Below are 20,535 nucleotides of genomic sequence, written 5' to 3'. Positions count from 1 at the left end.
AATAAAGACATGAAAAAATATATAATAAATAAAGCATATTTGAAAATGCTATTTGCGACCGTCCTTATTTTTAGTTTGGTATCGTGTAGTTTTGATGACCAAGTTGATCCTAATAGACCAAGTCTTGAAGGTGTATTAACAGGGGCTTCCATCAATCAATTAAATAATTTAGTTGTTGGTGTAGAATCAACTATGAGAAATGGTATTGCGATACAAACAACAGGTTCGGGTACTATGGGTAGAGAATTGTATTTATTTGATGCTGACCCTAGAAACACTAATGATTTATTAGGTGCAAACGGAGCGATGTTAGATAATAATTCATTTTATTCAACAGCTCCATGGGCTGGACGTTATAGAGCCATTAAAAACGCTAATCTTATATTAGATGCTATAGATAATACAACATCTATAACAGATCAACAACGTGCAGGCTATAGTGGATTTGCAAAAACTATAATTGCTCATGAGCTTATAGATGTTTTAAAATCATACAATAGGGCTAGAATAGATGTTGCAGACCCAGATAATTTAGGACCAATTTTAGATTTTGATGCAGCTTTAGACCAAGTTATAGCAATGTTAGAAGATGGTTTATCAGATCTTAATAGCGCAGGTAGTGATTTTGCGTTCAGTTTAGCTGGTTTTTCAGGTTTTGATTCACCATCTACTTTTGCGCAATTTAATAGAGCAGTTGCAGCTACAGCATATCTGTATGATGGAAATGCACAAGCAACACTAACAGCATTAAATGGTTCTCATTTTGATTTAATGGGAGATTTAACTACAGGACCTCAACATGTATTTAGTTTAGGAAGTGGTGATGTTACTAATGACTTGTTTAAGATTACGGATAATAATGGTGATCAAATTATTGTTCATGATTCTTGGATTGCAGATGCAGAAGCTGGTGATACTCGTGTGACTTCCAAAACATCTGTGCGTTCTAATCCTACAAGTCAAGATATGTTAAATGGAACAAATCAAACAGAGTTATACCCGACTAATGTTTCGCCTATAGATTTAATAAGAAATGAGGAGTTAATCCTTATTTATGCTGAAGCAAGTATTCTATCTAATAACCTTCAAGATGCTGAAGACGCTTTAAATGTAGTTAGAAATGCTGCCGGATTACCAGATTATAGTGGCGCACAAACAGCAGGTGATTTAACAACAGAAATGTTAAACCAAAGACGTTATTCTTTATGGAGTGAAAACCATAGAATGTTTGATTTAAGACGTTATAATTTAAATAGTACATTGCCAATTGATCGCCCAGGAGATCAAGTCTTTGATACTTTACCAGTTCCACTTACAGAGAACGAAGGACAATAACCAATTTTATAATTTCAAAATAAGAAGAGCCTCAATTGAGGCTCTTTTTTTATAATTACTTGTCTATATTAAGAATAATCTTTTCAGGAATAACTTCAGCTTCAGTTTCATTAGATCTATATTTTAACCACATTTTAAACTTTGTGATCAATAAAAATAATGTAGGAACAACAATCAGTGTTAAGAATGTTGCGATTAATAGGCCATAAATTACGGTCCACGCTAATGGTCCCCAAAAAATTACATTATCGCCACCCATATAAATGTTAGGGTTAAAGTCTGCGAAAAGTGTAAAGAAGTTAATGTTTAAACCAATGGCTAAAGGAATTAATCCTAAAATGGTAGTGATTGCGGTTAAAAGCACAGGTCGTAAACGTGCTTTTCCGGCTTTTACAATGGCACTAAATAAGTCTTCAGGACTGAGGTAATCTCCTTTTTCTAAACCGAGTTCATTCTTCTTTCGGTCTATTAATAGTTGGGTGTAATCTAAAAGTACCACACCATTATTTACTACAATACCAGCCAATGAAATAATACCAACCATTGTCATCATAATCACGAAAGAGCTTCCCGAAATAACTATCCCGCCAAACACACCAATTAAACTTAAAAAGATAGCAAGCATTATAATTGTTGGTTTTGAAATAGAATTAAATTGAAAAATAAGTATGAAGAAAATAAGCCCAAGTCCAGTGAAAAATGCTCCCATTAAAAACAACATTTGTTTATTTTGTTCTTCGATTTGACCTGTATAATCAATTTTAATATCAGATGGTAAGTCTTTAAAACTTTCCATTTCATTCTGAATTTTTGCAACAACAGCTCCTGCATCTGTTTCACCAGGTGTTAAAGCCGAATATAGTGTTACAACACGCTTAGTATCTTTATGCTTAATAGCGCTAAAACCAGAATTATTTTTCTGCTTTGCTACAACAGACAAGGGAATTTCTTTGAGATTACCTGTGTTATCTCTAAACGTAATATTCTGATTAAATAAAGCACTGGTGTTGTATCTTAAATTCTGATTAAATCTGACGTAAATATCAAAATCATCGCCATTTTCTTTATAAATACCGGCTTTAGAACCAAAGATAGAATTACGCAATTGGTTACCAATTTGAAGCGCACTTATGCCAAGTTCACCCGCTTTTTCACGGTCGATTTCTACCTGCATGGTTGGCTTGTCTTTGTTTACATCTATCTTAAGTTCATCAATACCAGAAATATTTTTTGAGTTTATGAATTCTTGCATTTTTTCGGCTGTGGCAATTAATTCATTGTAATCTTTGCCTTCAATTTCGATATTGATTGGCGGACCAGCAGGCGGGCCAGCAGCATCTTTTTCGACAGAAATTAAAACACCAGGATAAATACCAACTAAAGCTTCTTGTACTTTTTGCCTTAAAATTTCAGAGTCTTCACCACGACGGTATTTATACTCTCGCATTGAGGCTGTAATTTTTGCTTTATGTGGCATTTCGGCATTAGAGCCACCATCGGTTTGTGGATTTCCTGCACCTTCGCCAACTTGAGAAACTGCACTTTCTACTAAGAAATTTTTGCCATCATCGATATACTGATTTTGGTTAATGACATCGTAAACCCGATTTTCAACCTGCTTGGTAATGGCGTTGGTTTTTTCGATTGCCGTACCTTCAGGATATTCGATATAAACAATAATTTGATTTGGCTTATTGTCTGGGAAAAATTCAATTTTGGTACGCTGCATTCCAACAGAAGCGCCAAACGCTATAAATGCTCCAATGAGTAAAAAGAATGTGATAATGCTTAAGGTATAAGGACGCTTTTTAGATAATGCGCCAGTAAGCATACGCTCATACCAATTTTCTAATTTCACTAAAGATTTATTTTGGAAATTATTCGCCCATTTTCTGATAAAGAAACGGTACGCCCAAAGCATAAGAGCTGTAAAAATCATTACTGTTCCTAAACCACGATAGGCACCTCCAAAAAGTAGAATTAGCAGGCCAATTACAGCAACAATAATAGTGGTTTTTATGATTTGTTTTAATGGCATTTCTTTGTCTTCAATCTTCATAAACTGTGACACTAAAACTGAATTAAAAAAGATAGCGACAAATAATGAAGAGCCTAAAACTATAGACAATGTTATTGGTAAAATCTTCATAAATTCTCCCATGATACCTGGCCAAAATGCTAACGGAACAAAGGCGGCTACGGTTGTTAATGTGGAAATAATAATAGGAAATGCAATTTCACCAATACCTTTTTTTGCAGCTTCGAGACGAGATAAACCTTCTTCTTCTATTAAGCGGTACACATTCTCTACAACCACGATACCATTATCTACTAACATTCCTAGACCCATAATAAGTCCAAAAAGCACCATGGTGTTTAAACTATAGCCAATAAGATTTAAAATCATTAAAGACATAAACATGGACATTGGTATGGCAAAACCTACGAATAAGGCATTTTTAAATCCTAAAAAAAACATTAAAACCGTTACCACGAGAATAACACCAAAGATGATGTTGTTTACCAAATCATCAACTTGACCGATTGTTACCGAAGATTGGTCGTTGGTAATAGACACTTCTAAATCTTGTGGAAATTCATTTTCAATTGCGTTTTTTACAATAGTTTGAATTTGCTCTGCAGCCGCAACCATGTTTTTTCCTGCTCGTTTTTTTACGTCGAGCATCACTACAGGTTTCCCAGATTTGCGTGCAAACGTGGTTTTATCTTCTTCATGAAAAGAGATTTTTGCAACGTCTTTTAAGTAAATGGCATTTCCGTTTTCTGACTTAACTACAAAGTTTTCTAATTCTGAAGGTTTAGTAATTTCACCAATAATTCTAATGGTACGTCGTTGTCCGCTGGCTTTTAAATTACCTGCAGATTGTGTGACGTTTCCGTTACCAATAGCTCCCAAAATATCATTGAAGGTCACTTTTGCTGCCATCATTTTATAGATGTCAACTTCAACTTCAACCTCGCGGTCTTGTGCACCACGAATATCTGCCTTTTTAATTTCTGGTAAATCTTCAATTTCATCTTGAAGATATTCGGCATATTCTTTTAATTTTTCAACTGTATAATCTCCAGAAATATTAATATTTAAAATTGGCATTTCTTCAGAAAGACTCAATTCAAAAACATTAGGCTCTACTTTTGCACCATTAAATGTAGGCCAATCTTCACTTGAAGTTTCAGAATCAATTTCATCTTTCACCTTTTGTTTGGCTTGTTCAACCGTAATATTTTCATCAAATTCTACAACTAAAATCGAATAATCTTCCTGCGAGGTTGAGGTTAACTCTACCAAATTACTTACCGTTTTTAGTTTGTCTTCTAACGGGTCAGAGATAAGTTTTTCAATGTCTTCGGCAGTGTTTCCCGGAAAAACAGTACTCACATATATTTTAGTTTCGTTGACTTCGGGGAAATTTTCGCGAGGCATACTAAAAAAAGCAGAGATACCTAAGAAAAAGAACAATAGAATAAGCACATACATGGTGGTCTTGTTTCCAATTGCCCATGATGATAATGCGAATTCTTTATCGACGTTTATTTTGTTTTTTTTACTCATCGTCAACTTCGTTATAGTTAATTACTTCAACAGTTTGTCCGTCTCTTACACTACGAGCACCTTCTTCAATAATTTCAACATTATTTTCTAATCCACTTAATACTTCAATAACATCACCTTGTGTTTTACCAGTTGTAATTATTTGACGTTTAGCAGTACCTTCATTTTCAGAATTTTTATCCGAAATAATATATATATACTGTTCGCCTTCAGCATTTTCAGAAATAATACTTTGCGGAATTAAAAGTGCTTTTTCATTAGTATAATCATTAATTTTTAATCGTGCTGTAAGATTTGGTTTAATACTTCTATCTTTATTTGGGACACCAATTTCTACTTTGAAGGTGCGATTGGAAGGGTTTATAAAATTACCAGCTTGACGTACTTTAGCATTCATCTTTTTGCCTAAGATTGGAAATTCTACTTTTACATTCTTATCTTTTGTAACATTTGAGATATAGCGTTCAGGGACATCAGTTTCTATATACATATTGTCTAAGTTTACAATACGCATTAATTGTGATTGACCAGCACCAACAACACTTCCTTGTTCAGTAATGATATCATCAATTGTACCAGTAAATGGTGCTCTAACAATAGTTTTACTAATCTGTTGTTGAATTTGATTTACGACCTGTATTTGCCCCTCGTAATTAGATTTGGTTTGTAAATACTGAATCTCACTTCCAATTTTTTGATTCCATAGGCGCTCTTGGCGTTCAAAAGTTGTTTTGGCTAAATCGGCTTGTATTTTAACTTGCGCTAATTGTTGACTTAAACCTCCATCATCGATTTGTGCTAATTTTTGGCCTTTAGTAACATGTTGCCCTTTCTTTACAAAAACACGAGTTAGAATGCCTGAGTACTCAGGAAAAATAACCAAATTCTTCTTTGTGTTTACATTACCTTGAAGCTCAAGATAGTGATTAAAAACAGCTTGCTTAACAGTAAATGTGGTTATTAAAGGTGTTTTTTTAGTAGAGTCTAAAACAGCTATTTTTTCGTCGAGTTGTTTTAGTTTTGCTGCAATATCTTGTTGTTGCGCAACAATCTCACCTCTTTTTAAACGGATTTGTTTTAAATCTCCTGTTTCTATTATAGCTTCAACAGATTGCTTGCCTTTTCCTCCACAAGAGGTTAAAATTAAAGCTAAGCTTATTAATGTTAATATATGTTTCATGTTTATGATATTGTATTTTTTGAATAATTAGTTTTTTGGTATTTCATTAAGTACCGTTTCTAGTTCGGTCTTTTTGTTAATGACATCTAACATAGATTGTAAAAATTCTTGTTGTGCAGAATAGAGTTGTGTTTGTGCTTGACGCAGCTCAAAACTAGATGCAATACCTTCGAAAAATTTAATTTGATTTTTTTGCTCTATGCGTTCTGCTAGACCCAAGTTTTGTTTTTTATTTTGGTAATCTTCTATAGCAAATTTGTAATCGCTTTTAGCAGAAGAAATTTGAAGTTTTAATTTTTGTTCGGTTTCTTTTAAATCATCCTCTGCTTTTTCAAGATTTATTTTAGCTCTTTGAGTTGATGCATGTCGCCCACCAGAACTAAAAACAGGAACATTCAAGGTAACTCCAAATAAAGAAGAACCAAACCATTCTTGATCAGAATTAGCAAAAGAAAAAGAGCTGCTATTGCCCAAGTAGCCTCCACTAATAAAACCTCTTAATGTTGGCAGCGCTTTACTTTTTTCTAGTTTTAGTAATAGTTCTTTAGAGACTTTATCGTTTTCAACAATTTTATAATCAATAACATTCTCTACATGTTCATTTGCATCTAGTAAACTAAGCGTCATGTTTTCAATAGCTAATGTTTCTAAATTGTCTTTTAAAACAACAGCATTATTTATATCTAAACCTATAGCTATATTTAACAATTGGTAGGCGATGTGTTTTAATCTGGTTGTATTTTCTAAATTACTTTTTACACCAGATAATGTAATTTGTAATTGCTCTACACTCTCTTCTTCTTCGAGACCATTCTCGTAAATCTTTCGAGTTTCATCCAAGTTCTTTTGAAGTACTTCAATGTTACGATCAAGTATCCGAATAGATTCTTCAGCTAATAGCACATTGCCATAAGCATTAATAACGGATTTTCGGACTTCTAAATCTGTTTTCTCTTTAGCATTTTTAGAGATTTCTAGAAAAACCTTTGCGGATTGCAACCCAACTAAATAAGAACCGTCAAAGAGTAATTGATTAATAGTGGTAGTAGCATTCACTGATTGTCTAGGTCCCAAAGGAAATGTTTGATTGTCAAATACAGCGACACTTCGTTTTAAATTATTCTGATAACCAATTTCTGCATTTACTTGAGGTAAACCAGTAGCAATGGTTTCCCATTTTTGTTTTTCAGCAGCTGCAATATCTCTAGCAGCATTTTTTGCTGTTCTATTATTTTCTAGTGCAAAGGAGATTGCTTCTTGTAAAGAGAAACTTTTAGTGCTCTCTTGTGAAAATCCAGAAACAGAAATACAAATACTAAAAATTAATATGAGTGATTGTCTCATTGTTATGATTGATTTTTTGTTATAAAATTGTTTAATATGGTCATTCCTTTTTCTGTAACTATAGCTCTTAAATGATATTCTAAATAACTTTCCATTAAATAATTCATGTTAAATTTTTCTTGAGGAAATATAGAATTGTCTTTAATGCCTGTCATTCCATTAAAATACATTCTAGAAATAAAATTAACATCAATAGTATTCCTAAAAACACCTGTGTTGACGCCTTGTTGTAGACTTTCTAAAACAGAATCTTGCATTTTGTCAAACTGCTTGGCTTTCAATACATCATAAATTTGCGGATAGTATTTTTTTAGTTGATACTGAGGAGATGTTTTTTCATTATTTAAATGTTGCATTACAAACATTTTAATAGCATATAACTCTTCAATAGGATTGTTAGATGTTGAACAAATACCATCGATACCATCACAAATAGTTTCAAAAAGGGTAAATGTTACGGTCTCTACAAGTTTAGTTTTGTTAGAAAAATGCACATAAATGGTTTTTTTAGAAATGCCCATTTCGTTAGCAATGTCATCCATGGTAACACTTTTAAACCCTAGATTTAAAAATAATTCAGCCGATTTTTGTATAATTTTATCTCTCATAATTGGATGCAAATATACAATTGGAAACTATAAAAACAAAAAAAGTTTCCAAGGTTTTAATAATTATTTAACCTCTTTAACATTAAATTAATTAACTATGATTACATAATCTATTCTGTTATTTTTGCAGTATGCATATAGAAAAATATCAAAAAGCATTTATCAATTATCTTGAAGATTTTACAATTGATAGACATCCTAATAATTTATACGAACCAATAAATTATATTTTAAAACTTGGAGGAAAACGTTTAAGACCAATATTAACTTTAATGACATCCGATGTATTTGGAGTTGATTATAAAATAGCCTTAGATGCAGCATTGTCAATAGAAGTGTTTCATAATTTTTCTTTGGTGCATGATGATATTATGGATGATGCACCATTACGGCGAGGAAAAACCACAGTACATGAAAAATGGGATTTAAATACAGGCATTCTATCTGGAGATGCCATGCTTATTTTAGCGTATCAATTATTTGAAAACTACGAGCCTAATACATTTAAAGCTTTAGCAGAATTGTTTAGTAAAACAGCTTTAGAAGTTTGTGAAGGCCAACAGTACGATATTGATTTTGAAACTAGAAATGATGTGTCAATTGAGGAGTATTTAAAAATGATAGAATATAAAACCGCGGTTTTAGTTGGTGCAGCAATGAAAATGGGAGCTATAATTGCTAATGCTTCTAAAGAAGATCAAAGAGGTATTTATGATTTTGGTCGTTATCTTGGTATTGCTTTTCAAATACAAGATGATTATTTAGATGCTTTTGGAAATCCAGAAACGTTTGGTAAACAAGTTGGCGGTGATATTATAGAAAATAAAAAAACATACCTGTATTTAAAAGCTGAAGAATCTTTAGATAAAGATAATAAAGCAATGTTGCATAAATGGTTTCAATCACAGCCTGAAAATCCTCAAGAAAAGGTCAATTCAGTCAAGCAATTGTTTGTTGAAACCGGTGCAGAGCAAGCCACAAAACTGGCTGTAGAATTTTATACAAATAAGGCGTTTTCTGTTTTAGAAATATTAGATCTTCCTGATGATAAAAAACAACTTTTGAAACAATTTGGCATTGGTTTAATGACCAGAAATACCTAATGAAACTTCCAACAACTTTTGAAGCCTTAATAGAAGATGCTAGCGCACTTCAACTCTATAAAAAACTCGTTAAACAATTAAATAAAGATTTACTTTATGCTAATGTAGATTTAGAATTTGACGAAGAAGTTTTACCCACAAGTTTAAAATTAATACTTCAGGAAGAAGTATATAATCTGATCCAAAATAAATTTTCAGAATATCTCAACTTATTATATATTATAGATGTGTCCGAAATTAAAGTAAGAACTCTAGATGGTAACGATACTTTAAAGCTTTCAGAGTCTATTACATTTTTAATATTACAACGCGAGTGGCAAAAGGTTTGGTATAAAACCAAATATTCTTAACGGGTTTTTTAGTGCTAGAAAAAGAAACGCACAAACGGTAACCAAGCCTCATTATAAATACTAGTGTCTCTATCAAACAAAACGTCGTATCTAATGCCAAAAGTTATATTACCAGAAATATAACCAACTCCTAAAAATAGAGCAGGATACCAATAATTGTCATCTATGGATGAAATAAACCCATCATCAATATCTCTATTGACATAAAGTTCCTCAAATTCTGTAGATAATTGTATTCCAGGAATTGGATTAAAAAGACCAATAATACTTCCGCCAACGACGGTAGATTGAAACACATCTTCTTGGCTACTATAACTAAAATTTAACCCAACACCAGATGCTACATAATTATTAAAGCGATATATAGCGTTAGGTGCTAATACACCACTAAAAAAACCATCTCCAAAACTTAAACCAATACCTCCGCCATATTGCACATTGCTCCAAAAATGAGATGAATCAGTATTAAAGTTTTGTGCATTAGTCATAAAAAAAGAAAACATACAAATTATTAAACTAATTCGTAAGCTTTTCTGTTTTAATAGACCTATAAAAAAAGACATTGTAATTGTTTTGTTGTAATTTTATAAAAATAATAAAATACTTACTGTTTTTATCAAAAGTTGTACTTTTGTTTAAACTTTGTTGAAGTTATAACGTCTCTAAAAGAATAATGGATAAATACTCCTTTCTCAATGCAGCGCATACAGCATATTTTGCTGACTTATACGAACAATATCTAAAAAACCCTGATTCTGTAGAACCTAGCTGGAGAGCCTTTTTTCAAGGTTACGATTTTGGCTCAGAAAGCTATGGTTTTGAAGGCGAAATTATTGAAGGTGTTAGTACGCAAATTCCAGAACAGGTTCAGAAAGAATTTCAGGTTATAAAATTAATTGATGCTTATAGAAGTAGAGGTCATTTATTTACAAAAACCAATCCTGTTAGAGCAAGACGTAAATATGCACCAACATTAGAAATAGAGAATTTTGGTTTATCTCAAAATGATTTATCTACAGTATTTTCTGCTAGCGAGATTTTAGGTTTAAACCCCATGACTTTGCAAGAAATTGTAGGTCATTTAGAACGTATTTATTGCGATTCAATTGGTGTTGAGTATATGTATATACGTCAACCCGAAGAAATAGATTGGATTCAGAATAGGCTTAATATTAATGATAATCATTCAAACTTTTCAGTAGACGAAAAGAAAAATATTCTTAAAAAGTTAAATGAAGCGGTTTCGTTTGAAACATTTCTTCATACTAAATATGTAGGTCAAAAACGATTTTCATTAGAAGGGAATGAATCTTTAATTCCAGCTCTAGATGCTATGATAGAAAAAGCAGCAGAGTATGGAGTAAAAGAATTTGTTATGGGTATGGCGCATCGTGGTCGTCTAAGTACACTAACAAATATTTTTGGAAAATCAGCAAAAGATATTTTTAGTGAGTTTGATGGTAAAGATTACGAAGAGAAAGTTTTTGATGGCGATGTAAAGTACCATTTAGGCTGGACTAGCGATTGCGAAACAGACACAGGTAAAAAAATAAATTTAAGTATAGCTCCTAATCCTTCGCATTTAGAAACTGTTGGTGCAGTTGTAGAAGGCATTTCAAGAGCAAAACAAGATAATGGTAATATCGAAGATGCTTCTCAGGTATTGCCTATAATTGTTCATGGTGACGCAGCAATTTCGGGACAAGGTTTAGTCTATGAGTTGGTGCAAATGGCACAATTAGATGGTTATAAAACTAGCGGAACAGTACATATTGTTGTAAACAATCAAATTGGTTTTACTACCAATTACTTAGATGGGCGTTCTAGTACGTATTGTACAGATGTTGGTAAGGTAACCTTATCACCAGTACTACACGTTAATTCTGATGATGTAGAAGCAGTAGTACATGCAGTATTATTTGCATTAGATTTTAGAATGCAATTTAAGCGCGATGTGTTTATTGACCTACTGGGTTATAGAAAGTACGGGCATAATGAAGGTGACGAACCTAAATTTACACAACCTTTACTTTATAAAGCCATTTCTAAACATAAAAATCCTCGTGATATATATGCTGAGCATCTTTTAGCAGAAGGCGTTATTGATAGCGGTCATGTAAAACGTATTGAAAAAGAATATAAAGATAAGCTTGAAGAAAAATTAGTCGATTCTCGTAAAGCTGAAAAGACCAAGATTTCCCCATTTATGCAAGAACAATGGAAAGGTTTTGTTCGTGTAGATGAAAAAGAAATGATTAAAACTATAGATACAAAAGTATCTAAAACAGTTTTAGAAGATATAACTAAAGTGATATCTAATTTACCTTCAGATAAAAAGTTTATTAGAAAAATTCAACGTTTAATTGAATCGCGTCAAACAATGTTTGATGAAAATCGACTAGATTGGGCAATGGGTGAGCATTTAGCATATGGGTCTTTATTAAAAGAAGGATTTAATGTTAGAATATCTGGACAAGATGTTGAACGTGGTACATTCTCACATCGACATGCAGTAGTGAAAGTTGAAGATAGCGAAGAAGAAATCATTTTATTAAAGAACGTTGACGAAAATCAAGGTCAATTTAATATATATAACTCACTATTAAGCGAATACGGTGTTGTTGGATTTGATTATGGTTATGCTATGGCAAGCCCTAACACACTAACTATTTGGGAAGCACAATTTGGGGATTTCAGTAATGGTGCTCAAATTATGATTGACCAATATATATCTTCTGGCGAAGATAAATGGAAGACGCAAAATGGATTAGTGTTGTTATTGCCACATGGTTACGAAGGTCAGGGAGCTGAACATTCGTCTGGTAGAATGGAGCGTTACTTACAAGTATGTGCAAAAGATAATATGTTTATTGCAGATTGTACAACACCAGCAAATATGTTTCACTTGTTAAGACGACAAATGAAATCTAATTATAGAAAACCATTAGTGGTGTTTACTCCTAAAAGTTTATTGCGTCATCCAAAAGTTGTTTCTAGTGTAGATGAATTTGTTAATGGCGAATTTAAAATGCTGATTGATGATGAAACCGCAAAAAAAGAGCAAGTAAAAACATTAGTATTTGTAACAGGTAAGTTCTATTACGATTTACTAGAAGAGCAAGAGAAACTTGGTAGAGGAGATATTGCATTAGTTAGAATAGAGCAATTATTTCCATTACCAGTAGATGCTATGCGAAAAGTAATTGAAAACTATAAAAATGCAGATGATATTGTATGGGCACAAGAAGAACCTCGTAATATGGGAGCTTATAGCCATATATTAATGCATTTTGAAGAATCTAAACAATTTAGAGCAGCAACAAGACGACCTTATGGGGCGCCATCTGCAGGTAGTTCTGCGCGTTCAAAAATACGTCATCAAGAAGTGATTGATTATGTGTTTGATAAAACAAAGAACAACCAGAGATAAAAAATAATAAACATAAAGTTAAATCAGAGCTTAAATAAAATAAAGAACGATGATTTTAGAAATGAAAGTGCCTTCGCCGGGCGAATCGATAACAGAAGTTGAAATTGCAGAATGGTTAGTGCAAGATGGAGATTATGTTGAGAAAGATCAAGCTGTTGCAGAAGTTGATAGTGATAAAGCAACTTTAGAATTACCAGCAGAAGCGAGCGGAATTATAACACTAAAAGCTGAAGAAGGAGATGCGGTTGAGGTTGGTGCTGTGGTTTGTTTAATTGATACAGCCGCTGCAAAACCAGAAGGAGAAGCGCCTGCTAAAGAAGAAAAAGTTGAAGAAACTCCTAAAAAAGAAGAACCTAAAGCTTCAGTTCCAGAAACTAAAACATATGCAACTGGTACAGCAAGTCCAGCGGCGAAAAAAGTTTTAGCAGAGAAAGGAATGGATGAAAGTGCTGTTTCTGGCTCTGGTAGAGATGGCAGAATTACAAAAGAAGATGCTGTTAAAGCAACGCCTTCTATGGGAACACCATCTGGTGGAAATAGAAGTTCTTCTAACAGTAAAATGTCAATGTTACGTCGTAAAGTAGCTGAGCGTTTAGTTGAAGCAAAGAATTCTACAGCGATGCTAACTACTTTTAATGAAGTAGATATGTCTCCAATATTTGAACTACGTAAACAATACAAGGAGGAATTTAAAGATAAGCATGGTGTTGGACTTGGATTTATGTCTTTCTTTTCTTTAGCTGTTGTAAGAGCTTTACAATTATATCCTGCTGTTAATTCCATGATTGATGGTAAAGAGATGAAAAGTTTCGATTTTGTAGATATTAGTATTGCAGTATCTGGGCCAAAAGGTTTAATGGTACCAGTAATACGTAATGCAGAAAATTTATCATTCAGAGGTATTGAAACTGAGGTAAAACGTTTAGCTATACGAGCACGCGATGGACAAATCACCGTAGATGAAATGACCGGAGGTACATTTACAATATCTAACGGAGGTGTATTTGGTAGTATGTTATCTACACCTATTATTAATCCGCCACAAAGTGGAATTTTAGGAATGCATAATATTGTTGAACGACCAGTTGCTGTAAACGGGGAAGTAGTAATTAGACCAATAATGTATGTTGCGTTATCTTATGATCATAGAATTATTGATGGAAAAGAATCCGTAGGCTTTTTAGTTGCGGTTAAAGAAGCGTTAGAAAATCCTGAAGAATTATTAATGAATAACAATATTAAAAAAGCATTAGAATTGTAAGTTTAATTATTATAAAATACAAAAAGCGCAATTTGACCAAATTGCGCTTTTTTTTATTCCCTTGATTAAAAGGAATAACTAACTAAATTAACTAAAAAAAGTTGACTATTATATTAGCGGTTATTATGGTGACTGAACTAATAATAAGAACACACATAAATATTTTATCGTTTTTATTCATTTTATTTCTTGTTGGTAAGTTCATATTAGGCATATAGGGTTTAATTTAAAAAAACTCTAGACTATTTAATAATCCAGAGTTTTTAAGAACTTAAATTTTGGGACAATAATTAATAGCATTGTAAAGATGCAAAAAGATCTAATGTGATACTATACGTAGAACTACGTATTTTTTAATCAATTTTAGGTGTTTTTTGTAAGAAAAATCTCTTTTGTCGATAAAACGCTATTTTCTTACAAAAAATAGATTATTAAATTTTAAATAAAAAAGGCTCTGATTTTTATCAGAGCCTAGATTAATCCGGTTAGGATCAATAACGTTATTTCATTTACCCTATATAATTAAAATAACACTATAAATGTCTTAATTATTATTTGCTAATCCTATACGTAGATCTACGTATTTTATATGCATGCATATAAAAAAAAGCTCCAAGAAAACTTGGAGCTTTTAAATCCCTAATTGTTGATTAATTATTAGCGGCTATTTAACCCTATATCAAATAACTGTGTAAAGGTTAAAAAAAAAGTAATGCCATACTATACGTAGAACTACGTATATTTATAAAAATTTGTAATTATTTTTTGCAAATAAGAATATACTAGTCGATTTAGAATCCATTTCTAGACGAATTCTGATATTTCTTTTATGTTTTTCTACAGTTCTAGAAGATATAGCTAATTCTTCTCCAATTTCTTTAGCTGTTTTATTTTCTGCGATACCTTTTAGAATTCGTTTTTCAGTTGAGGTTAATACATCTATTTTTTTTGAATCGTTATTAGATGCTATAAAATCAGATAATTCAGGACTAAAATAAGGCTTGTCTTCAATCATAGATGCTATGCAATTTTCAATTTCATCTAAAGCAAATTCCTTTAAAATATAACCGTAAACATTTAACGAGATAGCTTCATTATATATGGTCTGATCTTTTTCAAAAGTGATTAAAGCTATTTTAGTAGGTAAGTTTTCATCCTTACAAATTTTTGCAATATCTAAACCTGTATAAAATGGCATTTGTATATCTAAGATAGCAATGTCTGGTTGTAGTGCTTTAATAAGAGATAAGGCTTCTTTTCCATTCTTTGCTACTGCAGCAATATTAGAGTCTTTTTCAATTAGAAAGTCTTGTAAACCTTTAAGAACTAATGGATGGTCATCAGCTATTAATATAGATGGTTTCATTAAGTGCTATTAATTTTTTAATTTGAATTAAAGATAGAAACAAAAATGGATTTTTTTAAAATTTTAAATACAAATATTTTTTATTATAATCGATTATAGCCTTTCCTTTTTTTAAAATATCGGCGCCTATAATTCCATCAACAGTATTTGCGTTATGATGAAGAAGACCCTCATTTACATGGCTGAGATTAAAAAGAACTAAGACTATTCTTTTCTTTTCCCATTTTCCAATCTTTATTTCATTTTTAGAAGAAATTTGAGTAAACATATTAGAAGCACCAGCTCCAACAGCTTTAATTTCAGAGTCTTTAACAGTTAAGTTAAAACGTTCAATAGCTTCAAAACCAACACAACTATTTGAGGCACCTGTATCTAAAATAAAACGGCCTTTAGTACCATTTAAAATGGCTTTAATTTCAAAATGATTAGTTTTAGTAAGTTTCAATTTTATTTTTGAATACCCTTTGTCTAATAAAAAATCGCTTAATAACTCCATGTAGTCTTTTTTGCAAATATAATGGTATAAACATGTACTTTTGTATTAATGATTATTACAGATACCCATACACATTTATACAGTGAAGCTTTTGATGATGATAGAGACGTTATTATAGAAAATGCACTTAATAATAATGTGAAGCGTTTTTTTATACCTGCTATAGATTCTACATACACAGAATCTATGTTGCAATTAGAAAAAGAGTATCCTGATAATATTTTTTTAATGATGGGTTTGCATCCAACGCATGTAAAAGCTAATTATAAAAAAGAGCTAGAACATGTAGAAATGATGTTGGCATCGCATAAGTTTTATGCCGTTGGTGAAATAGGGATAGACTTATATTGGGATAAATCTACTTTGCAAATTCAGATAGAAGCATTTAAGCATCAAATTAAATTGGCTAAGCATTACAAATTGCCAATCGTTATTCATTGTAGAGAAGCTTTTGACGAAATTTTTGAAGTATTAGACAGTGAAAAGAGCAATGATCTTTTTGGAATTTTCCATTGTTTTACAGGAAATATTGAGCAAGCAAAACAGGCTATTTCATATAATATGAAATTGGGTATAGGTGGAGTCGTTACTTTTAAAAATGGAAAGATAGATCAATTTATTAATCAAATTGATTTAGAGCATATTGTGTTAGAAACGGACTCTCCTTATCTAGCGCCGAAACCGTATAGAGGGAAACGTAATGAAAGCACATATATAATTAAGGTATTAGAAAAACTATCAGAGCTTTATAATATAGGGTCTCAAGAGATTGCAGAAATTACAACAGCAAATTCAAAATCCATATTTGGTATATAACAATGGACAAACCAAACATATTATTAATATATACAGGCGGAACTATTGGCATGATTAAAGATTCTAAGACAGGTGCTTTAAAAGCATTTGACTTTAATAATATATTAAAACGCATTCCAGAATTACGTTTACTCGATTGTAATATAGATACAATTTCTTTCAAAAAACCGATAGACTCCTCTAATATTAATCCAACATATTGGTCTGAGATTGGACATATTATTAAAGAGAATTACTCCAAGTTTGATGGTTTTGTTGTGCTGCACGGAAGCGATACTATGAGCTATTCGGCATCTGCACTAAGCTTTATGTTAGAAAATCTTGATAAACCAGTTATATTTACAGGTTCTCAACTACCAATAGGTGATTTACGAACTGATGCAAAAGAAAATTTAATTACTTCTATACAAATGGCTTCGCTTCAAAAAGACGGATTGCCAATAATTAGAGAAGTTGGTTTATATTTTGAATATAAATTATATAGAGGCAATAGAACAACAAAAATTAATGCAGAACATTTTGAAGCTTTTGAATCTCTTAATTATCCACATTTAGCTGAATCTGGCGTACACCTTAATATTAATAGAGAATATTTATTAAAGCCTAATGGATCTAAAGCGTTAAAACTTAATGATAGATTTGACACTAATGTTGCAATTTTAAAATTATTCCCAGGAATTTCTAAACCCATATTACAAGCTGTACTTAGAAGTAAATTAATTAAAGGGTTGGTTATTGAAACCTATGGCTCAGGTAATGCTACTACTCAAGATTGGTTTATTGATTTATTAAGTAAAGCCATTAAAAAAGGATTGTATATTATTAATGTGACGCAATGTGCTGGTGGTAGTGTAAATATGGGGCAATATGAGACAAGTTCTCAGTTAAAAGAGATTGGGGTTATATCAGGGAACGATATGACAACAGAAGCAGCAATTACAAAACTAATGTACTTACTAGGACAAGAAATTGAACCAAAAAACTTCAAATCTGTTTATGAAGTGCCTTTACGAGGCGAATTGTCCTAAATATGTCTTAAAATTAACCTCGGAAGTTTTAGTGTTTGCATATTTTTTTGTTATTTGGCGGTCTGTAATTTTTTAAAGACTTACAGAGAGGTGGCCGAGTGGTCGAAGGCGCACGCCTGGAAAGTGTGTATACTCCAAAAGGGTATCGAGGGTTCGAATCCCTTCCTCTCTGCTGATGATTTAAGTTATAAGTTACATTTTTTTTTTATCTTTAACGCTTTAACTAATAAAATTAAGATTAAGAACAATGAAAAGATTATTTTCTATCCTGGCTATTACATGTTTAATGGTTTTAGGAACTGTTAATGCAAACGCAACAACAACAGTAGCAACAGCAACAACAGCAGTTGCAAGTATAACTCAAGACGATGCTCAGGCAGAGGAATTGGGTTTTCATCAAGAATTAAAAAAGAGATTTATTGAAGGTGGTCCTGGATTTATGGGGATTGTATTATTATGTTTAATTCTTGGATTAGCGATTGCTATCGAGAGAATTATCTATTTAAACCTTTCAACTACAAACTCTAAGAAATTAACTCAAAATGTTGAAGATGCTTTAGCATCTGGAGGTATTGAGGCAGCAAAAGAAGTTTGTAGAAATACAAAAGGACCAGTTGCATCTATATTCTACCAAGGTTTAGATAGAGCAGATGAAGATATTGATGCTGCAGAAAAAGCTGTTGTAGCTTATGGTGGTGTTCAAATGGGACAATTAGAAAAGAATGTGTCTTGGATATCTTTATTTATTGCATTAGCACCGATGTTAGGTTTCATGGGAACAGTAATTGGTATGATTTCTGCATTCGATAAAATTGAAGCAGCAGGTGACATGAACCCTTCTTTAGTTGCAGGTGGTATTAAAGTAGCACTTTTAACAACGGTATTTGGTCTTATTGTGGCTATTATTCTTCAAATATTTTACAACTACATCATCGCTAAGATTGATAGTATTGTAAATGATATGGAAGACTCATCTATCACATTGATGGATTTATTAGTAAGACACAAAAAATAATAGACAATTATGCATAAAATATTAAAAATAGTAGCAGCCGTTCTTGGGTTACTTGGTATTATTTTCTTAGTGAGAATAATATCTACAGGTGACGATGAGATTAAGGCAGCTGCAGCGGCAGGTGATTCTGCTATAGTAGACCCAATGGCTCTTATAGCCTATGTTATTTTAGGATTAACAGTTTTAGCAGTATTGTTTTTTGTACTAAAAAACTTATTTACTAATACAGCAGGTCTTAAAAACACACTAATAGGTGTTGGTGCTTTTGTAGCTGTACTAGTCATTTCTTATGTAATGTCTGGTGGTGACGCAAGACAGTATGACCTACAAGATGGAGGTTTTGCTACAGATAGTACATCTCAAATGGTAGGTGCTGGTTTAGTAGCATTCTATCTGTTATTAGCTATTGCGGCAATAGCAATGTTATTTGCAGGAGCAAAGAAGATAATTAATAAGTAAGTATTATGGCAAAACGATCAGTACCAGAAGTTAATGCGGGTTCAATGGCTGACATTGCTTTTTTACTATTAATTTTCTTTCTGGTAACAACTACAATTGAGAAAGATAAAGGTATCTTAAGAAGTTTACCTCCTATTGATGATACAGAGATTACTCCGCCAGAAATTAAGGCTAAAAATTTATTTACAATTGTTATTAATTTAAATGATGATCTTTTTGTAGAAGATGAAGTCATGGAGATTAAAGATTTAAAGCAAGCTGCTATAGATTTTTTAGATAATGGAGGTAGTACGAATGCGGAAGGAGAATCTTGTGATTATTGTAAAGGTGAAAGAGATGCATCTTCATCAGATCATCCAGATAAGGCAATTGTAACATTAAAGTATGATAGAAGAAGCTCTCATGGTAAGTATATTGAAGTGCAAAATTCATTACTTTCGGCTTATAATTTCTTAAGAGATAGAGAAGCACAAAGACTCTTTAACCGTTCTTATCAATCTATGTTAGAAGAGAAGGAAAAGAATCAGTTTAATAAAGATGAGAAGCTTAATGAAGATATTCAAACAATTAAGGATATGTATCCATTAAAGTTATCTGAGTCTCAACCTGATAAAGTAAATTAATATGTCTAAATTTAAGAAGAAAAAAGACGGAGGATTACCTGCAATTTCTACGGCATCATTGCCAGATATTGTATTTATGTTACTATTCTTTTTTATGGTTGCGACCGTATTAAGAGATACTAGCTTATTGGTAGAAAATCAATTACCTCCTGCAGATCAAGTTGAAAAACTGAAAAAAGACAGAACCATGTTTATTTATGCTGGAGCACCAAGTGAACAATATAAAGGTAAATTTGGTGAAGAAGGGCGTATACAAATTAATGATGCGTATGTTAATTTAGACGCCGTTCAACCAGCAGTAAAAGAGTATATCAATAATTTACCTGAAGAACTTCAACCAAGAGTTGTTATTGGGCTTAAAGTAGATACAAATACAAAAGCAGGTATCACTTTTGATATTAAAGAAGAACTCAGAAAAGCCAATGCACTTAAAATAATGTATGTGGCAAATGCTAAGAATGAAGATCTATAGGTAGATAGATAAAATTATAATTTATAAAAGGCGTTATGTAATTATCATAACGCTTTTTTTATGTTTTTATATGAT

Annotated in this window: 18 protein-coding genes and 1 tRNA gene; 12 read left to right on the top strand and 7 right to left on the bottom strand. The window is 32.1% G+C overall.

Translation table 11 applies throughout. The features are described 5' to 3' along the window. The first annotated feature begins 9 nt into the window (after nt 1-9). On the top strand, nt 10-1,335 hold the full coding sequence (locus K8Z87_RS07080; protein WP_227476792.1) for a RagB/SusD family nutrient uptake outer membrane protein: 1,326 nt from the start codon (nt 10-12) through the stop codon (nt 1,333-1,335). 55 nt (nt 1,336-1,390) lie between these two features. Here K8Z87_RS07080 and K8Z87_RS07075 read toward each other — a convergent pair whose 3' ends face one another. The 4 genes from K8Z87_RS07075 to K8Z87_RS07060 are packed head-to-tail and all read right to left on the bottom strand — an operon-like array spanning nt 1,391 to nt 8,041. Further along, nucleotides 1,391-4,909 carry an efflux RND transporter permease subunit gene (locus K8Z87_RS07075; RefSeq protein WP_227476791.1) on the bottom strand — a complete coding sequence of 1,173 codons (3,519 nt, stop codon included), beginning with the start codon at nt 4,907-4,909 and terminating at the stop codon, nt 1,391-1,393. Beyond that, a complete protein-coding gene (locus K8Z87_RS07070; protein ID WP_227476790.1) occupies nt 4,902-6,089 on the bottom strand; it encodes an efflux RND transporter periplasmic adaptor subunit in 1,188 nt (395 codons plus the stop codon). Before K8Z87_RS07070 ends, K8Z87_RS07075 begins: the two co-directional genes overlap by 8 nt. Nucleotides 6,090-6,116: 27 nt before the next feature. Then, entirely contained in the window at nt 6,117-7,433 is a 1,317-nt protein-coding gene (locus tag K8Z87_RS07065) for a TolC family protein (protein WP_227476789.1), read from the bottom strand. A gap of 2 nt (nt 7,434-7,435) precedes the next feature. Beyond that, the gene (locus K8Z87_RS07060) at nt 7,436-8,041 is read right to left on the bottom strand and encodes a TetR/AcrR family transcriptional regulator (protein WP_227476788.1); all 606 of its coding nucleotides are present in this window, start codon (nt 8,039-8,041) and stop codon (nt 7,436-7,438) included. 131 nt (nt 8,042-8,172) lie between these two features. Here K8Z87_RS07060 and K8Z87_RS07055 point away from each other — a divergent pair, with 131 nt between their 5' ends. Together K8Z87_RS07055 and K8Z87_RS07050 are read left to right on the top strand one after the other, a co-directional pair. Continuing rightward, nucleotides 8,173-9,144 carry a polyprenyl synthetase family protein gene (locus K8Z87_RS07055; RefSeq protein WP_227476787.1) on the top strand — a complete coding sequence of 324 codons (972 nt, stop codon included), beginning with the start codon at nt 8,173-8,175 and terminating at the stop codon, nt 9,142-9,144. After that, the gene (locus tag K8Z87_RS07050; RefSeq protein ID WP_227476786.1) at nt 9,144-9,494 is read left to right on the top strand and encodes a hypothetical protein; all 351 of its coding nucleotides are present in this window, start codon (nt 9,144-9,146) and stop codon (nt 9,492-9,494) included. The genes K8Z87_RS07055 and K8Z87_RS07050 overlap by 1 nt, the downstream gene beginning before the upstream one ends. Nucleotides 9,495-9,508: 14 nt before the next feature. Here the strand turns inward: K8Z87_RS07050 and K8Z87_RS07045 are convergent, their stop codons facing one another. Further along, entirely contained in the window at nt 9,509-9,997 is a 489-nt protein-coding gene (locus tag K8Z87_RS07045) for an alpha-ketoglutarate decarboxylase (protein ID WP_227476785.1), read from the bottom strand. Between the two features lie 170 nt (nt 9,998-10,167). Here K8Z87_RS07045 and K8Z87_RS07040 point away from each other — a divergent pair, with 170 nt between their 5' ends. Next, nucleotides 10,168-12,924 (top strand): 2-oxoglutarate dehydrogenase E1 component, encoded by a 2,757-nt coding sequence (locus tag K8Z87_RS07040; RefSeq protein WP_227476784.1) that lies wholly within the window; start codon nt 10,168-10,170, stop codon nt 12,922-12,924. A 49-nt stretch (nt 12,925-12,973) separates the two neighbouring features. Next, the gene (odhB, locus tag K8Z87_RS07035) at nt 12,974-14,185 is read left to right on the top strand and encodes a 2-oxoglutarate dehydrogenase complex dihydrolipoyllysine-residue succinyltransferase (protein WP_227476783.1); all 1,212 of its coding nucleotides are present in this window, start codon (nt 12,974-12,976) and stop codon (nt 14,183-14,185) included. A 742-nt stretch (nt 14,186-14,927) separates the two neighbouring features. Here odhB and K8Z87_RS07030 read toward each other — a convergent pair. Continuing rightward, nucleotides 14,928-15,551, bottom strand: a complete 624-nt coding sequence (locus tag K8Z87_RS07030) for a DNA-binding response regulator (protein ID WP_227476782.1) — start codon at nt 15,549-15,551, stop codon at nt 14,928-14,930. Between the two features lie 55 nt (nt 15,552-15,606). Continuing rightward, nucleotides 15,607-16,047, bottom strand: a complete 441-nt coding sequence (locus tag K8Z87_RS07025; protein WP_227476781.1) for a retropepsin-like aspartic protease — start codon at nt 16,045-16,047, stop codon at nt 15,607-15,609. Between the two features lie 48 nt (nt 16,048-16,095). On the opposite strand from K8Z87_RS07025, the gene K8Z87_RS07020 reads away from it, so the two are divergent. The 7 genes from K8Z87_RS07020 to K8Z87_RS06990 all read left to right on the top strand — a co-directional run bounded on the left by K8Z87_RS07020 (nt 16,096) and on the right by K8Z87_RS06990 (nt 20,460). Continuing rightward, complete coding sequence (locus K8Z87_RS07020; protein ID WP_227476780.1) at nt 16,096-16,863, top strand: TatD family hydrolase; 768 nt, start codon at nt 16,096-16,098, stop codon at nt 16,861-16,863. 2 nt (nt 16,864-16,865) lie between these two features. Beyond that, complete coding sequence (locus tag K8Z87_RS07015; RefSeq protein WP_227476779.1) at nt 16,866-17,891, top strand: asparaginase; 1,026 nt, start codon at nt 16,866-16,868, stop codon at nt 17,889-17,891. Between the two features lie 84 nt (nt 17,892-17,975). Beyond that, a tRNA-Ser gene (locus K8Z87_RS07010) sits at nt 17,976-18,063 on the top strand. A 75-nt stretch (nt 18,064-18,138) separates the two neighbouring features. Further along, entirely contained in the window at nt 18,139-18,906 is a 768-nt protein-coding gene (locus tag K8Z87_RS07005) for a MotA/TolQ/ExbB proton channel family protein (RefSeq protein WP_227476778.1), read from the top strand. 9 nt (nt 18,907-18,915) lie between these two features. Continuing rightward, nucleotides 18,916-19,365, top strand: coding sequence for a hypothetical protein (locus K8Z87_RS07000; RefSeq protein WP_227476777.1), 450 nt, complete (start codon nt 18,916-18,918; stop codon nt 19,363-19,365). A gap of 5 nt (nt 19,366-19,370) precedes the next feature. Further along, on the top strand, nt 19,371-19,988 hold the full coding sequence (locus K8Z87_RS06995; RefSeq protein ID WP_227476776.1) for an ExbD/TolR family protein: 618 nt from the start codon (nt 19,371-19,373) through the stop codon (nt 19,986-19,988). A 1-nt stretch (nt 19,989) separates the two neighbouring features. Beyond that, nucleotides 19,990-20,460 (top strand): ExbD/TolR family protein, encoded by a 471-nt coding sequence (locus K8Z87_RS06990; RefSeq protein WP_227476775.1) that lies wholly within the window; start codon nt 19,990-19,992, stop codon nt 20,458-20,460. Nucleotides 20,461-20,535 lie beyond the last annotated feature (75 nt).

The sequence above is a fragment of the Winogradskyella immobilis genome, assembly GCF_021887715.1.
GTDB classification, from domain to species: Bacteria; Bacteroidota; Bacteroidia; order Flavobacteriales; family Flavobacteriaceae; genus Winogradskyella; species Winogradskyella immobilis.
Note: the sequence above shows the minus strand (reverse complement) of the source record. Positions and strands in the feature narration are given on the sequence as shown.

Excerpts from the sequence above, each read along its gene's own strand:
- K8Z87_RS07080 (WP_227476792.1), top strand. The coding sequence starts at position 10 with ATGAAAAAATATATAATAAATAAAGCATATTTGAAAATGCTATTTGCG.
- K8Z87_RS07075 (WP_227476791.1), bottom strand. The coding sequence starts at position 4,909 with ATGAGTAAAAAAAACAAAATAAACGTCGATAAAGAATTCGCATTATCA.
- K8Z87_RS07070 (WP_227476790.1), bottom strand. The coding sequence starts at position 6,089 with ATGAAACATATATTAACATTAATAAGCTTAGCTTTAATTTTAACCTCT.
- K8Z87_RS07065 (WP_227476789.1), bottom strand. The coding sequence starts at position 7,433 with ATGAGACAATCACTCATATTAATTTTTAGTATTTGTATTTCTGTTTCT.
- K8Z87_RS07060 (WP_227476788.1), bottom strand. The coding sequence starts at position 8,041 with ATGAGAGATAAAATTATACAAAAATCGGCTGAATTATTTTTAAATCTA.
- K8Z87_RS07055 (WP_227476787.1), top strand. The coding sequence starts at position 8,173 with ATGCATATAGAAAAATATCAAAAAGCATTTATCAATTATCTTGAAGAT.
- K8Z87_RS07050 (WP_227476786.1), top strand. The coding sequence starts at position 9,144 with ATGAAACTTCCAACAACTTTTGAAGCCTTAATAGAAGATGCTAGCGCA.
- K8Z87_RS07045 (WP_227476785.1), bottom strand. The coding sequence starts at position 9,997 with ATGTTTTCTTTTTTTATGACTAATGCACAAAACTTTAATACTGATTCA.
- K8Z87_RS07040 (WP_227476784.1), top strand. The coding sequence starts at position 10,168 with ATGGATAAATACTCCTTTCTCAATGCAGCGCATACAGCATATTTTGCT.
- odhB (WP_227476783.1), top strand. The coding sequence starts at position 12,974 with ATGATTTTAGAAATGAAAGTGCCTTCGCCGGGCGAATCGATAACAGAA.
- K8Z87_RS07030 (WP_227476782.1), bottom strand. The coding sequence starts at position 15,551 with ATGAAACCATCTATATTAATAGCTGATGACCATCCATTAGTTCTTAAA.
- K8Z87_RS07025 (WP_227476781.1), bottom strand. The coding sequence starts at position 16,047 with ATGGAGTTATTAAGCGATTTTTTATTAGACAAAGGGTATTCAAAAATA.
- K8Z87_RS07020 (WP_227476780.1), top strand. The coding sequence starts at position 16,096 with ATGATTATTACAGATACCCATACACATTTATACAGTGAAGCTTTTGAT.
- K8Z87_RS07015 (WP_227476779.1), top strand. The coding sequence starts at position 16,866 with ATGGACAAACCAAACATATTATTAATATATACAGGCGGAACTATTGGC.
- K8Z87_RS07005 (WP_227476778.1), top strand. The coding sequence starts at position 18,139 with ATGAAAAGATTATTTTCTATCCTGGCTATTACATGTTTAATGGTTTTA.
- K8Z87_RS07000 (WP_227476777.1), top strand. The coding sequence starts at position 18,916 with ATGCATAAAATATTAAAAATAGTAGCAGCCGTTCTTGGGTTACTTGGT.
- K8Z87_RS06995 (WP_227476776.1), top strand. The coding sequence starts at position 19,371 with ATGGCAAAACGATCAGTACCAGAAGTTAATGCGGGTTCAATGGCTGAC.
- K8Z87_RS06990 (WP_227476775.1), top strand. The coding sequence starts at position 19,990 with ATGTCTAAATTTAAGAAGAAAAAAGACGGAGGATTACCTGCAATTTCT.